15 protein-coding genes are annotated in these 13172 nt (G+C 73.8%); 6 read left to right on the top strand and 9 right to left on the bottom strand.

Features of this window, described 5'->3' with window-relative positions; translation table 11 throughout:
* Window positions 1-67: 67 nt before the first annotated feature.
* From G408_RS0110835 to G408_RS14415, 5 genes are read right to left on the bottom strand one after another with little or no spacing between them, the layout of a single operon-like run.
* Window positions 68-691 (bottom strand): 1-acyl-sn-glycerol-3-phosphate acyltransferase, encoded by a 624-nt coding sequence (locus G408_RS0110835; RefSeq protein ID WP_245584303.1) that lies wholly within the window; start codon window positions 689-691, stop codon window positions 68-70.
* Window positions 688-1110 (bottom strand): alternative ribosome rescue aminoacyl-tRNA hydrolase ArfB, encoded by a 423-nt coding sequence (gene arfB / locus G408_RS0110830; RefSeq protein ID WP_028771098.1) that lies wholly within the window; start codon window positions 1108-1110, stop codon window positions 688-690. The genes G408_RS0110835 and arfB overlap by 4 nt, the downstream gene beginning before the upstream one ends.
* A gap of 11 nt (window positions 1111-1121) precedes the next feature.
* Window positions 1122-2378 (bottom strand): heme biosynthesis protein HemY, encoded by a 1257-nt coding sequence (locus G408_RS0110825; protein ID WP_028771097.1) that lies wholly within the window; start codon window positions 2376-2378, stop codon window positions 1122-1124.
* Entirely contained in the window at window positions 2375-3352 is a 978-nt protein-coding gene (locus tag G408_RS0110820) for a uroporphyrinogen-III C-methyltransferase (protein ID WP_028771096.1), read from the bottom strand. The genes G408_RS0110825 and G408_RS0110820 overlap by 4 nt, the downstream gene beginning before the upstream one ends.
* A complete protein-coding gene (locus tag G408_RS14415; RefSeq protein ID WP_245584302.1) occupies window positions 3352-4158 on the bottom strand; it encodes a uroporphyrinogen-III synthase in 807 nt (268 codons plus the stop codon). Before G408_RS14415 ends, G408_RS0110820 begins: the two co-directional genes overlap by 1 nt.
* A gap of 103 nt (window positions 4159-4261) precedes the next feature.
* Between G408_RS14415 and G408_RS0110810 the strand changes: the two genes are divergently transcribed.
* The 5 genes from G408_RS0110810 (at window position 4262) to G408_RS0110790 (ending at window position 7366) form a co-directional block, all read left to right on the top strand.
* On the top strand, window positions 4262-4720 hold the full coding sequence (locus G408_RS0110810) for a YiiD C-terminal domain-containing protein (protein WP_037412941.1): 459 nt from the start codon (window positions 4262-4264) through the stop codon (window positions 4718-4720).
* A 35-nt stretch (window positions 4721-4755) separates the two neighbouring features.
* A complete protein-coding gene (locus G408_RS0110805) occupies window positions 4756-5175 on the top strand; it encodes a hypothetical protein (RefSeq protein WP_028771094.1) in 420 nt (139 codons plus the stop codon).
* A 73-nt stretch (window positions 5176-5248) separates the two neighbouring features.
* Window positions 5249-5686: a rhodanese-like domain-containing protein gene (locus tag G408_RS0110800; protein ID WP_028771093.1), complete on the top strand. Its 438-nt coding sequence runs from the start codon at window positions 5249-5251 to the stop codon at window positions 5684-5686.
* A gap of 111 nt (window positions 5687-5797) precedes the next feature.
* A complete protein-coding gene (gene secB, locus G408_RS0110795) occupies window positions 5798-6310 on the top strand; it encodes a protein-export chaperone SecB (protein ID WP_028771092.1) in 513 nt (170 codons plus the stop codon).
* A 24-nt stretch (window positions 6311-6334) separates the two neighbouring features.
* Window positions 6335-7366: an NAD(P)H-dependent glycerol-3-phosphate dehydrogenase gene (locus G408_RS0110790; protein WP_028771091.1), complete on the top strand. Its 1032-nt coding sequence runs from the start codon at window positions 6335-6337 to the stop codon at window positions 7364-7366.
* A 93-nt stretch (window positions 7367-7459) separates the two neighbouring features.
* Here G408_RS0110790 and G408_RS0110785 read toward each other — a convergent pair whose 3' ends face one another.
* The 4 genes from G408_RS0110785 to G408_RS0110770 all read right to left on the bottom strand — a co-directional run bounded on the left by G408_RS0110785 (window position 7460) and on the right by G408_RS0110770 (window position 10169).
* Window positions 7460-8005, bottom strand: coding sequence for a hypothetical protein (locus G408_RS0110785; protein ID WP_156890131.1), 546 nt, complete (start codon window positions 8003-8005; stop codon window positions 7460-7462).
* 198 nt (window positions 8006-8203) lie between these two features.
* Window positions 8204-8674, bottom strand: a complete 471-nt coding sequence (locus G408_RS0110780; protein WP_028771089.1) for a tRNA (cytidine(34)-2'-O)-methyltransferase — start codon at window positions 8672-8674, stop codon at window positions 8204-8206.
* A 5-nt stretch (window positions 8675-8679) separates the two neighbouring features.
* Window positions 8680-9462, bottom strand: a complete 783-nt coding sequence (locus G408_RS14410; RefSeq protein ID WP_156890130.1) for a hypothetical protein — start codon at window positions 9460-9462, stop codon at window positions 8680-8682.
* On the bottom strand, window positions 9459-10169 hold the full coding sequence (locus G408_RS0110770; RefSeq protein WP_028771088.1) for an SDR family oxidoreductase: 711 nt from the start codon (window positions 10167-10169) through the stop codon (window positions 9459-9461). The genes G408_RS14410 and G408_RS0110770 overlap by 4 nt, the downstream gene beginning before the upstream one ends.
* Before the next feature lie 120 nt (window positions 10170-10289).
* Here G408_RS0110770 and G408_RS0110765 point away from each other — a divergent pair, with 120 nt between their 5' ends.
* On the top strand, window positions 10290-13163 hold the full coding sequence (locus G408_RS0110765) for a M16 family metallopeptidase (protein WP_028771087.1): 2874 nt from the start codon (window positions 10290-10292) through the stop codon (window positions 13161-13163).
* The last annotated feature ends 9 nt before the right edge of the window (window positions 13164-13172 follow it).

The following is a 13172-nucleotide window of genomic DNA, read 5'->3' as shown; positions in this document are numbered from 1 at the left end:
TGGGACGCTTCGCCGTCCCCGACAAGGAAGCCGGCGCAACGGGGCATCCCGCCGCTGCAACGCCGGTTCAGACGGTGCCGCGGTTCTTGCCCATGAAGGGCCGGTACCACTCGCGGATGCGCGCCATGTCGGCCTCGAAATCCTCGCTGCACTCCAGCACCGGACCGAGATGGATGGTCTTCGAAGGGTAGTCGAAGGCCACGCAGAGCACCGGGGCATCGGCGGCGCGGGCGATCTTCCAGAACCCGGCCTTCCAGCGCTCCACCCGCCGCCGCGTGCCTTCCGGGGCGAGCAGGAACCACATCCGGCCGCGCTCGCGCATCTCGGCGGCCACCTGCTCGGCGATGCCACCCGGCGCGGCGCGGTCCACGGCGATGCCGCCGGCCTTGCGCAGGGCCCAGCCCACCGGGCCGACGAAGGCCTCCTGCTTGGCCATGAAGACGATGCCGAGGTTCAGGCCCACCTTGGCCGCCAGCCCCCAGATGGCGTCCCAGGCCGAGGAGTGCGGGGCGACGATGATCACGAGGCGCGGATGGTCGGGGAACTCGCCGCGGAAGCGCCAGCCGCCCACCCGGTAGAAGAACCACCAGCACAGCCGGCGCCAGAACGGCCCCACCTGGGTGCGCGGCACCACCGCGGGGATCGCCGGGATGCCCTCGCCCGGCGGCGGACGCTCGAATTCGAGGTTCACGGCTCGCGTTCCCAGCGCCGCGAGCTGCGCTCGCGCTTCACCTGCGCGCGCTCGCGCTTGCTGCCGAGACGGCGCTCGACGGAGGCCCGGGTCGGGCGGGTGGCGATGCGCTTCTTCGGCGCGGCGAGGCAGGCCTCGATCAGGGCCTGCAGGCGGGCCCGGGCATCTTCCCGGTTGCGTTCCTGGGTGCGGAAGCGCTGGGCCTGGATCACCAGTACGCCGTCCTCGGTCATGCGCCGGTCGCGGCGCGCCAGGAGGCGCGCGCGCACCGCCTCGGGCAGGCTGGAGGCGCGCACGTCGAAACGCAGCTCGACGGCGCTGGCCACCTTGTTGACGTTCTGCCCGCCGGGGCCGGAAGCGCGCACGAAGCGCTCCTCGATCTCGCCCTCGGGGATGCGGAACACGGGAGGCAGCGGCATGGCAGGCGGCCTCAGGCGGCGGGCAGGCGCGGATGGCCGAAGGCATCGCGCTCCTCGCCGGCGGCGGCATCGCCGATGCGCTCGCGCAGGCCGCGACCGGGGAATTCCTGCGGCGGTTCGCCCCGGGCGACGCGCAGGGCATTGGCAAAGGCGATGGCGGCGCGGGCATCCTGGGCGGCGGCCAGGAGTTCGCCCAGCCCCTCCCAGGCCTCGGCCCCTGCTCCCTGGGCGATGGCGCGGTGGAAATAGGCCTCGGCCTTGCCCGGCAGGCCCTTGTGGCGGCACAGCCGGGCCAGCGCCAGCAGCAGGCCCGGCGAGGTGGAGCGGGCCGCCAGCCAGCCTTCGGCCCGGGCCAGGCGCTCGTCGCCCTCGAAGGGCGGCAGCTCGCCGAAGGCCGCCACCACGGCCTCGTTCCAGTCGGCCTCGAGGGCGGCGGCCAGCGCTTCCGCCGCCTGCGCCTCGACATGCAGGCGCGCGGCGCGGCGGGCGAAGGCCACCAGCACGCCGGGCTGGGCACGCAGCGCGGGGGGCAGGCCCTTCCAGCGGATCAGCAGGGTGCCGGCCTCCTGGGCGTCGCTGAGCGCCGCCTCGGCCAGGCGCGCCTCCACCCCGGCCAGGGTCGCGGCCTGCGCCCCGCGCTCGGCCTTCAGCCGGGCGATCAGCGGCAGGGCCTCGTCGGCACGGCCGAGGCGGGCGAGGGCCTCGGCGCGCAGCAGCAGGCCAGCCGGGGGCAGGCTGGTACGGGCGGCCACGGTGTCGAGGCTGGCCAGGGCCTCGATGGCCCGGCCTTCCTCGAGCCAGGCCGCGCTCTGCTCCAGGGCCGCCGTGAGCGGATCGGCCTTGGCCAGGGCCTCGCGGTGCGCCTGCACCCGGCCCGGCAGGCCGGCGGCGCGGGCCGCGGCGATGGCATGCAGCAGGGCCGGCACGCGGTCGATGCTGGCGCGCCGGGCGGCCAGCGCCAGCAGGTGCTCGGCACGCTCCGGGCGCCCCTGCTGCAGGGCCAGCAGGCCGTTGCCGAGGCGCTCGCGGGCCAGCCGGCGCGAATAGCGGCGCACGGCGCGGAAGGGCAGGCGCAGCAGGGCCACCAGGCCCAGCAGGGCGACGGTGACGAGCAGCCAGGCCAGGGCCGCCACCTCGGCGCGCAGGGTGATCACCTGCCCGGCCCAGTGCAGCACGAGCAGGCCGTCCTGCGCCCGCAGGGCCTGCCAGCCGATGCCGCCCAGCAGGGCCAGCAGCAGGGCCAGCAGCAGGGCCGGGAAGAGCTTCACGGCTCACCTCCGGCGCGGCGCTGGGCGCGCAGCTGGGCGAGCGTGCTGCCGAGCACCGGCAGGTCGAGTCCGAGCGGAGCACGGGCCAGGCCGTCGAGGCGTGAGAGCTCGGCCTGCAGGGCCGGCCCCTCGGCGTAGAGGCGGCGCATCCAGCCGGCGGCACGGGCGCTGGCCGCGGCCACGGCCTCGGCATCCCGCTCACGGATGGCGCTGCGCAGCAGGGCGAGCTCCAGCCGCAGGGCAGCCTCGCCGCGCTGGCGGTCGGCCGGGGCGAGCAGGTCCTGCTCGCCGCGCGGGCGCACGTCCACCAGGGCCGAGAGCAGGCGCTCGAACGGCGAGGCGGACGCAGGCGCCGGGCGCAGCGCGGGCATGCCCTCCAGCGCCGGCAGCGCGCGCTCCACGGCATCCACCGCGGCCTGCGCGGCGATCCGCGGGTCCGGCGGCAGGGCCGCCAGCGCCGCCTGCTCCTGCGCCAGGCTCTGGCGCAGGTTCACATACTGCGGGGCGGTGAGCGCCGAGAGCAGGCCGTCGGCGAGTTCATAGGCCCGGCGCGCGCCCTCCACATCGCCGCCCAGCGCGATCCGCGCCTCGGCGAAGGACAGCAGCAGTTCCACTTCGTCGAGGCGCAGGCGCACCCCCGGCGCGGCCCCCGGAGCCTGCGCCGCCAGCTGCTGCACCGATTCGTCGAGCAGGGCGAGGCGCTGGCCCAGGCCGAGCAGCTCGTCGCGCAGCACCTTGCCACGCGCCTCGAGGTCGGCGAGGCGCTGCTCGCTGCGGGCCTGCCCGCGGCTCAGGCCGGCCAGCGCCTGCTCGAGCGCCAGCAGGCGCTGGTCCACGGGATCGATGGCAGGGGCCGACGCAGCCTCCGGCGGCTCGCCACGCAGCGTCCACCACCAGGCCGCCGCTCCGGCGGCGAGCAGCAGGAGCAGCGGGGGGAGCCAGAGACGGGAAGCGGGGCGATCCATCGGCGACATCACGGCAGGGCGCGGCTTGCTGCCGCGCGGCCATTGTACGGGCCCGCCTCCGCGGCCGCCGCGAGGAGCGCGTGCACGAGCGCCGCGGGATCCGGCCCCGTGGCCTGGCGTATCTCGGCGAAACCGAGCGCCGCGGCGCTGGCGGCAAGGCGCGCGCTGCTCACCACCAGCGGCCGGGCCAGCAGGGCCTGCCGCGCCGGCTCGCCCCGCCGGACCACCAGCGCGTGCAGGGCATGCAGGGCCTCGCCGCTGCTCGCCGCCAGCGGCGCCGGGCGGGCGAGCAGGGCGGCCAGGCGGCGGGCGCCCCCCGGCAGCGGCCGGCGGGCATAGACCTCGGCGAGCTGCAGGCGCGCGCCGCGCCCACGCAGGGCCGCGGCGATCAGCCCCCGCCCGCCCGGCGCCGTGACCAGGCCCACGCCCTGCCCCTCGCGCAGGCCGGCGAGCGCCGGCAGGGCGAGCAGGCCCTCGCTGTCCATCCGCGCCGGGGAAAGCGCCTCGCCAACCCCGGCGCGGCGCAGGGCCTCGGCGGTGCCCGCGCCGACGGCGAGATCGAGCCCGCCCCCTGCCGCCCGGGCCGCCGCCCAGATCCCGCTGGCGGCCGCGAACCGCACCGCCGCCGGACTGGTGAACACCCGCAGGGGCTGGGCCAGGGCCTGGCCCAGGGCCGCCTCGACGGCCATCCGCCGCGGGCCGCGCGCCAGCGGCACCAGGCGCTGCACCGCAAGCGCGCGCAGGCGCAGGCCGGCGGCCCGCGCAAGACGCCTGAGCGCCGCATGCTCGCCCGCCGGGCGCAAGGCCCAGGCCATGGGCCCACCGATTCCGCCCGCCATGCCATCCTCCCCGGCCGGCAGCCCCGGCCCCGGCCGGCATTCTGGCCGCCTCTCCCGCCCTTGTCCCGCGCCCCGCCCGATGAGCGACGCCCACGAACGCCACCGCCTGCAATCCCTGCTCGATGCCATGCCGCCAGTGGCGGCGATGGGCATCCGCCTCGCCCGGCTCGATGCTGCGGGCCTGCGCCTCGAGGCGCCGCTGGCGCGCAACGTCAACGACAAGGGCTGCGCCTTCGGTGGCAGCCTCGCCAGCCTGCTCACGCTGGCCGCCTGGGGCGTGCTGGAAAGCCGCCTCCGCCAGACCGGAATCGAGGCCGAGGTGTACGTGGCCCACAGCGAACTGGAGTACTCAAGCCCACTGTACGAGGACCTCGCCGCCGAGGCCCCGCCGCCCGAAGCCAGCGCCTTTTCCGCCCTGCTGGAAAAGCTGCGGGCGCGCGGCCGTGGCGGCATCGTGCTCACGGCCGAGGCCCGGGACGCCGGCGGCCGGGTGGCGGCGCGGCTGCAGGGCCGCTATGCCGCCGTGCTGCGGCGCTGACATACTCGGGCCCCGAGTCCCTGCCCGGCCCGCCCATGCCCCTGCCGATCCGCGCCACCCTCCTCCTCGCCGCCCTGCTGCTGGCCGCCTGCGCGAGCGGCCCCGGCACCCGGCAGGAGCTGCTGGACCGCACCCTCTACGACTACTCGGGGGCGATCCGCTGGAACAACTTCGAGGTGGCCTACGAGGCCGTCGATCCGGAGACCAAACGCCAGCGGCCGATGACGGAGTTCGACTTCGAGCGCCTGCGCCAGGTGCAGGTCACCAGCTATGCCGTGGTCGCCAATGCCTCCCTGCCGGACGGGCAGGTCGTGCGCGAAGTGCAGATCGGCCTCGTCAACCGCCACACCATGGCCGAGCGCACGGTGCGGGTGCGCGAGACCTGGCGCTACGACGCCGGCGCCCGGCGCTGGTGGCTGGTCGAGGGCCTGCCCGATTTCGGCTCCGCCCGCTGAACGCCGCGGCTGGCCCCGGGGCCGGGGGCGGCGGATAATGCCCGCCCCTTAGCGCTTCCCCACCGAGGCCCCGATGTCCTGGGACCAGCTCGCCGCCTTCGTCCAGTCCACTCCGCTGCTCAGCCTGGCCTTCGCCGGCCTCACCGTGGCGCTGATCGTCAGCGAGCTGCGGTACCGCCTCTCCGGCATCCGCGGCCTCAGCCCGGCCGAGGCCACGCTGATGATGAACCGCGAGGACGCGCTGCTGGTGGATGTCTCGCCAGCCGCCGACTTCGCCAAGGCGCACATCCCCGGCTCGGTCTCGGCCCCGCTCGCCGAACTCGCCCCGGACCGGCACAAGGTGCTGTCCAAGGCCAAGGAACGCCCGGTGGTGGTGGTCTGCCGCGCCGGCATCAGCGCCCGCACCGCCGCCGGCCTCCTGAAGAAGGCCGGGTTCAGCCGGGTCTGGGTGCTGGAAGGTGGCATCGCCGCCTGGCGCCAGGCCGACCTGCCGGTGGCCAGGGGGCGCTGAAGGCCTGCACGGCGGCCCTTGCCCCGGCCATCGGCCGCCCCCACCCCCCGTTCCTGGCGCGTGCGATAATCGCCGGCCGTTTTCCTTTCATCCCGCGTTTGGAGTCCTTCCGTGTCTGACGAGACCAACACCAGCGCCGCCGGCGCCGACATCGCCGCGCAGGCGCAGTTCACCATCCAGAAGATCTACGTGAAGGACCTCTCCTTCGAGGCGCCGGGCGCCCCGATGGTGTTCAACGAGCAGGGCAACCCCGACCTCAACCTCAACCTCGGCCAGAAGGTCGGCAAGCTGGCCGACGACATCTACGAGGTGGTGCTCTCGATCAACCTCACCTGCAAGCTCGGCGACAAGACGGTCTACATCGTGGAGCTCGAGCAGGCCGGCATCTTCGGCCTCGCCGGCTTCGACGAGCGCAACCTCGACTTCATGCTCGGCACCTACTGCCCGAACGTGCTCTTCCCCTACGCCCGGCAGCTGGTCTCCGACCTGATCCAGGCCGGCGGCTTCCCGCCCTTCTTCCTGCAGCCGATCAACTTCGAGGCGATCTACGCCGAGAGCCTGCGCCGCCGCGCCGAGCAGCTGAAGGCCGGCAGCGTCGCCGCCCCCGCCGCGGGCAACGCCTGAGCGGCCACGCCCCGGGGGCACGCCATGACGACGAACGCACCGGTGACGGTGCTGGGGTCCGGCTCCTGGGGCACCGCCCTCGCCGCGCAGATGGCGCGGCAGGGCCACCCCACCCTGCTCTGGGGCCGTGATCCGGCCCAGGTCGAGGCGATCAACCAGCGCCACGAGAACCCGCGCTATCTGCCGGGCGTGGCGCTTCCCGAGGCACTCACCGCCAGCACCGATTTCGCCTCGGCGGTAGGCGGCGCCTCGATGCTGCTGGTGGTCACGCCGAGCCACGCCTTCACCGAGACCCTGCGCCGGCTGGCGCCGCTGCGCCCCGCGGGCTGCGGCGTGGCCTGGGCCACCAAGGGCTTCGAGCCCGGCACCGGGCGCTTCCTGCACGAGGTGGCCGGCGAACTGCTGGGCCCCGGCGTGCCGCTCGCCGTGATCACCGGCCCGTCCTTCGCGAAGGAAGTGGCGCAGGGCCTGCCCACGGCGGTCACCGTCCACTCCGACGATGCCGACTTCGCCCAGGCCTGGGCCGACAGGCTGCATGGCCCCGGCTTCCGCGCCTACACCGGCACCGACATGCTGGGCGCCGAACTCGGCGGGGCGATGAAGAACGTGCTGGCCGTGGCCACCGGCGTGGCCGACGGCATGGGCCTCGGCCTGAACGCCCGCGCCGGCCTGATCACCCGCGGCATGAACGAGATGCTGCGTCTCGGCGCCGCACTGGGCGCCCGCCCGGAGACCCTGATGGGCCTCGCCGGCGTCGGCGACCTCGTGCTCACCTGCACCGGCGACCTCTCGCGCAACCGCCGCCTCGGCCTCGCCCTCGGCAAGGGCCAGACCATCGCGGAGGCGGTGGCGGCGATCGGGCAGGTGGTGGAATCGGTGCAGACCGCCGACGAAGTGATGCGCCAGGCCGACGCCCATGGCATCGACCTGCCGATCAGCCGCCAGGTGCAGCGCGTGCTGCATGGCGAGATCACCCCGGTGGAAGGGCTGAAGGAACTGCTGGCCCGCGAACAGAAGCCGGAGTACCCGGACGAGTTGTTCCGCCCACGCGCCTGAGGCGGCCCGCCGGGCCGGCGCGGCCCCGAAGCGGCAAAAAAGAACGCCCGGCGATGCCGGGCGTTCTTCGTTCCATCGATCGCAGGGAATCGGTCAGAAGCTGGCGCGCACGCCCACGGTGTAGATCTCCGGGCCGCGGTCGAACTCGACCTCGGTGCTCAGCGCCCAGGTCGGGTTGAACTTGACGAGGAGACCGGCGGTGCCGCTGAAGCCGTTGTCGCTGATGCGGTTGCCGAGCACGCGGCCGCTCATGTCGCGGTAGTTGGCCTTGAGCAGGCCCTCGACATTGCTGCCGAAGCTGTTGCGCAGGCCCACCGACACGCGGTGGCCATCGACCACGTCGTAGTCGGCGTAGGCGGCCTCGGCGATCAGGTCGAGCGAGGTGCCGAGGTTCAGCGCGTAGCCAGCGCCGAGCTCCCAGGTGTCGAGGTCGATGCCGCGGTCGGAGAAGTTGCGGTACTCGCCAAGGCCGTAGAAGCCAGAATCGCCGAAGGCGACCGAGCCGCGCAGGCCGAAGCCGTCGGCGGCGCCGTCGATCTTGTTGTAGTTGCCTTCGACGAAGGTGTAGCTGCGCTCCGCGGCATTGGCGGCGAGCGGCAGGGTGGCGGCGAGGGCGAGGGCAATCAGGGTCTTCTTCATGGTGTGGTTCTCGTTCTTGTGTGGGGGCGCCACGGGCCGGGGCGCCGTGGCGTTTTTCAGGGAACCACCGCATGGCGGGGCGGACAACCCAACGAAAAATGAACATTCAGGCCGGCGTCGGGTTGCGGAGGCGTTGGTGCACTTGTGTGGCGGCGAGGCATGCCCAGCCGCGAAGGCAGGCGCGACGAAGCACGATGCCTATTCGCCCGCGCTCCCCGGATAGCCGAACTGCCGCCAGGCCTCGAACACTGCCACCGCCACCGCGTTCGAGAGGTTCAGGCTGCGCTGCCCGGGCCGCATCGGCAGCACGATGCGCTGCGAGGCGGCGAAGCGCGCCAGCACCGCCGGCGGCAGGCCGGAGGTCTCGCGGCCGAACAGCAGCACGTCGCCGGGCCGGTAGGCCACGCGGTCGAAGCGGGTGCCTTCCCCGGTTTCCACCACCCACCAGCGGGCACCGGGAAGCGCCGCCAGGCAGGCCTCGAGGCTGTCGTGCACCCGGAGCTCGGCGTATTCGCGGTAATCGAGGCCGGCCCGCCGCAGCCGGGCATCGTCGATCTCGAAACCGAGCGGCCGCACGAGGTGCAAGGTGGCGCCGGTGTTGGCGCAGAGCCGGATCGCGTTGCCGGTGTTGGGCGGGATCTCGGGCTGGTAGAGGACGACGTGCAGCATCCCCTTCAGCCCTGCACCCGGCAGGGTTTCAGTGGCTCGGCGGCGAGCCGCTCCCAGGCGCCGGGCTCGGCGGGGCGCGGTGCCTGCGGGAACTCGATGCGCACCTTGAGCGGCCGCAAGCCGGCGTCGTCGCGCAGGTTCGACAGGCCCTCGAAGCGCAGCAGGCGGCGGTCGGCCTCGGCATACACCACGTCGATGTGCGGGGCGAACCAGCCGAGCAGGCCGCCCAGGCGCAGGCGGAAGCGGCGTGCGGCGCCGTCCGCCGCGGCAGCGCCCGGCACCTCGGCGACGCGGAAGCCGAAACTGTCGAGCCGCGAGGGCACGAGAAAGCGCATCGGCACGCTCTCGCCGCCGGCCAGCCGCGGCCAGGCGGCACGCACCCACTGGTCGAAGCCGGCATCGGCCACCAGTTCTCCCGGGGGCAGCGGGGCCTCGCGCTTCTCCGCCTGCGGGCGCACCACGAACACCGAGGCCACGTCGCCCTCGCGGCGCAGGCCCTCGCGGTAGCCGCTGCGTGCGTCCACGAACTGGAAGGCCGGCGCGCTGGCCGAGCCCCGGTAATCCACCTGCTTGCGGGCGAAGGCCGTGCCATCGGTGCAGCGGTAGAGCACCAGGCGCTCCTCCAGCCGGCCCGCGCCATTGCGCCTGAGCAGGTGCTGCTCCTCGTAGAGCGGGCGGCCGCTGTCGAGATCGACGGCAAAGCCCCGGTCCTCCTTCAGCTGCGCGCCCTGGGCGGAAGGCAGCAGGAACAGCGCGGCAAGCGCCGCCGGCAGGCGGCAAGGCCTCACCATGGCAGGGGCTCGCCGCGGTAGTCGAGGAAAGGCGCGCGGGCGCCGGCCGGCAGGGCATCGATCACCTTCAGCATGCCGGCCACCGCCTCGGGAGCCTCGAGCGGCGCGGCAGGACCGCCCATGTCGGTGCGCACCCAGCCCGGATGCAGCAGCACGCTGCGCACGCCGCGCTCGCCGAGCGGCACGGCGGCGAGCTTCGCCGCCATGTTCAGGGCCGCCTTCGAGACCGCGTAGCTCGGGGTGTAGAAGGCCTCGGTGCGGGCGATGGAACCGAGCTGCGAGCTCAGCCAGGCCACGCAGGGCGAAGCTCCGCGCTCGAGCAGGGGCAGGGCCGCCTCGGCGAGCAGCAGCGGCGCGAGGGCATTGGTCTCGAAGCTCTGGCGGAAGGCATTGGCCTCGAGGCTGCCGAAGCGCTCCCCGGACACCAGCATGCCGGCATTGTTCAGCAGCAGGTCGATGCGCCCCCATATCGCCTCCACCTCGCGCAGCAGCTCGGCACGCGAGCGGGCCTCGGTGAGCTCCAGCGGCAGCACGTGCAGGTGGCCCGGGTACTCGGCGGCGAGGCGGGTGAGCGCCGGATGCCCGGCCGGCCGGCGGCAGGCGGCCACGACCCGCTCGCCGCGGGCCAGCAGCTGGCGGGTGAACTCGAGGCCGAGGCCGCGCGAGGCGCCGGTGACGAGGCAGTGGCGGGGAGGGGTTTCCATGTGCGCAGCATGGCGCGAAGCCGGGTGGCGTGCACGTCAAGGCCCATGCCCTCCGGCACGGGGCCGGCATGGCCGGGGCGGGCTAAGCTCGGGGCTTTCCCACCCCCCAGGACCCCCACCATGCCGATGCTGCGCCCGCTGACCCTCGCCCTTGCCCTCGCCCTGCCGGGCCTTGCCCTCCCCCCGGCCCAGGCCGCCCAGCCCGGCGCCGCGGCCGCGGCGAAGGTCCACATTCCCTACGAGACCTTCACCCTGCCCAATGGCCTGCGGGTGGTGGTGCATACCGACCGCAAGGCGCCGATCGTGGCGGTGAACGTCTGGTACCACGTCGGCAGCAAGGACGAGGAGCCGGGCCGCACCGGCTTCGCCCACCTGTTCGAGCACCTGATGTTCCAGGGCTCGGAGAACTACCCCGACGAGTACTTCGGGCCCTTCGAGAAGGTGGGCGCCACCGACATGAACGGCACCACCAACAGCGACCGCACGAACTACTTCCAGAACGTGCCCACCACCGCGCTCGACCTCGCGCTGTGGATGGAATCCGACCGCATGGGCCATTTCGCCGGCGCCATCTCGCAGGCGCTGCTCGACGAGCAGCGCGGCGTGGTGCAGAACGAGAAGCGCCAGGGCGAGAACCAGCCCTATGGCCGGGTGTGGACGGTGCTGGCGGAGAAGGGCTACCCCGAGGGCCATCCCTACAGCTGGAACACCATCGGCTCGATGGCCGACCTCAACGCCGCCTCGATCGAGGACGTGAAGCGCTGGTTCGCCACCTGGTACGGCCCGAACAATGCCGTGCTGGTGCTGGCCGGCGACATCGACCTCGCCACCGCGAAGGAGAAGGTGACGAAGTACTTCGGCCACATCCCGGCCGGCCCGACCATGGCCCAGCCGCCCATCGACATCGCCCGCCGCAGCGAGTCGATCCGCCACGAGATGACCGACCGGGTACCGCAGGCGCGCTTCATCCGCACCTGGAACGTGCCCGGCCACGGCAGCCCCGAGGTCAGCGACCTTGGCCTGCTGGCCCAGGTGCTGGCCGGCAGCCGCGGCTCGCGCCTCGACCGCCGCCTGGTGTTCGGCGAGCGGCTGGCCGACCGGGTGAGCGCCTATGCCTATGGCCGCCAGCTCGGCGGCATGTTCGGCGTGCAGGTCGACATCAAGCCGGGCGTCGATCCGGCCCGGGTCGAGGCCATCGTCGAGGAGGAGATGGAAAAGCTGCTGGCCGAGGGCCCGAGCGCGGCCGAGCTGGAGCGCGCCCGCACCGTGTTCGAGGCCGGCTTCATCCGCGGCATCGAGCGCATCGGCGGCTTTGGCGGCAAGGCCGATGTGCTGGCCGAATGCATGGTGTTCAGCGGCGACCCGGGCTGCTACCGCGAGCAGCTGGCCCAGCTCGCCTCGGCCACCCCGGAGCGGGTGCGCGACACCGGACGCGAGTGGCTCTCGAAGGGTGACTTCACCCTGCTCGTGACCCCGGGCGACCGCCCGGCGGTGGTGCCCGACCGCAGCACCGCACGCGCGGGCTACGTCTCGCCGCCGATCCCGAAGGTGGATCCGAAGTACCGCACCACCCCCAGCACGGTGGACCGCAGCAAGGGCCCGCCGATGCCCGACCACTTCCCCGAGCTCGACTTCCCCGCCCTGCAGCGCGCCACCCTCTCCAACGGCCTGCCGGTGGTGCTGGCCGAGCGCCGCGGTCTGCCGGTGGTGCAGTTCAGCATGCTGTTCCCGGGCGGCTATGCCGCCGACCAGGGCCGGCCGCTCGGCACCTCGAGCTTCACCATGGGCATGCTCGACGAGGGCGCCGGCGAGCTCGATGCCCTGGCCTTCGGCGAGCGTGCTGAAGCCCTGGGCGCACAGATCGGCAGCAGCGCCTCGCTGGACGATGCCAGCGCCTTCCTCTCGGCGCTCGGCTCGAAGCTCGACGAGTCGCTGGCGCTGTACGCCGACATGATCCGCCGTCCGCGCTTTGCGGCCGAGGACATCGAGCGCGTGCGCGCCCAGTGGCTCTCCTCGATCCAGCAGGAGAAGGCCCGCCCGAACAGCCTCGCCAACCGCCTGCTGCCGCCGTTGATGTACGGCGAGGGCCACCCCTACGCCATTCCCTTCTCCGGCACCGGGACCGAGGACTCGATCGCCCGCCTCACGGCCGAGCATCTCAAGGCCTTCCATGCCGACTTCATCCGCCCGGACAATGCCACCCTCGTCATCGTCGGCGACACCAGCCTCACCGAGATCCTGCCGCTGCTGGAGAAGCACTTCGGCGACTGGAAGGCCCCGGCCAGCCCGGTGCCGCGGCCGGCAGTGACCGAGGTGGCGCTGCCGCGGAAGCCGCGGGTGTTCCTGGTCGACCAGCCCGGCGCCATCCAGGCCACCATCCTCGCCGGCCAGCTCGCGCCCTCCACCCGGGACCCCGGCGCGATCGAGTTCGACATCGCCAACGGCGTGCTCGGCGGTGAGTTCAGCTCGCGGCTCAACATGAACCTGCGCGAGAACAAGAACTGGGCCTACGGCGCCTACAGCTTCACCGCCGGCGCCAAGGGCCAGCGGCCGTGGATCGCCTTCGCCCCGGTACAGATCGACAAGACCGCCGAGGCCCTCCGGGAGATGCAGCGCGAGATCGCCGCCTACGCCCGCGGCGAGGCCCCGGCCACGGCCGAGGAGGTGGCGAAGATCCAGGCCAGCGAGATCCGCAGCCTGCCGGGCTCCTTCGAGACGGCCAACGCGGTACTCGGCCAGATCGCCGGCATGGTGCGCTACGAGCGGCCGGACGACTGGGTGCAGCAGCGCCGCGACCGGATCGAGGCCCTGGACCCGGCGACGGTGAACCGCGCCGCCCGCACCCTCGACCCCGATGCCCTGACCTGGGTGGTGGTGGGCGATCTTGCGAAGATCGAACAGGCGATCCGCGCCCTCGATCTCGGCGAGGTGGCCATCCTCGACAGCGACGGCAGGCCGGTGGCCCCCGCCGCCAAGAGCACGGCCGCACGCTGAAGCGCCCGC

Origin of the sequence: Silanimonas lenta DSM 16282, from assembly GCF_000429065.1 — a bacterium.
Classification (GTDB): Bacteria; Pseudomonadota; Gammaproteobacteria; order Xanthomonadales; family Xanthomonadaceae; genus Silanimonas; species Silanimonas lenta.
This window is presented reverse-complemented; position numbering and strand designations above follow the sequence as displayed.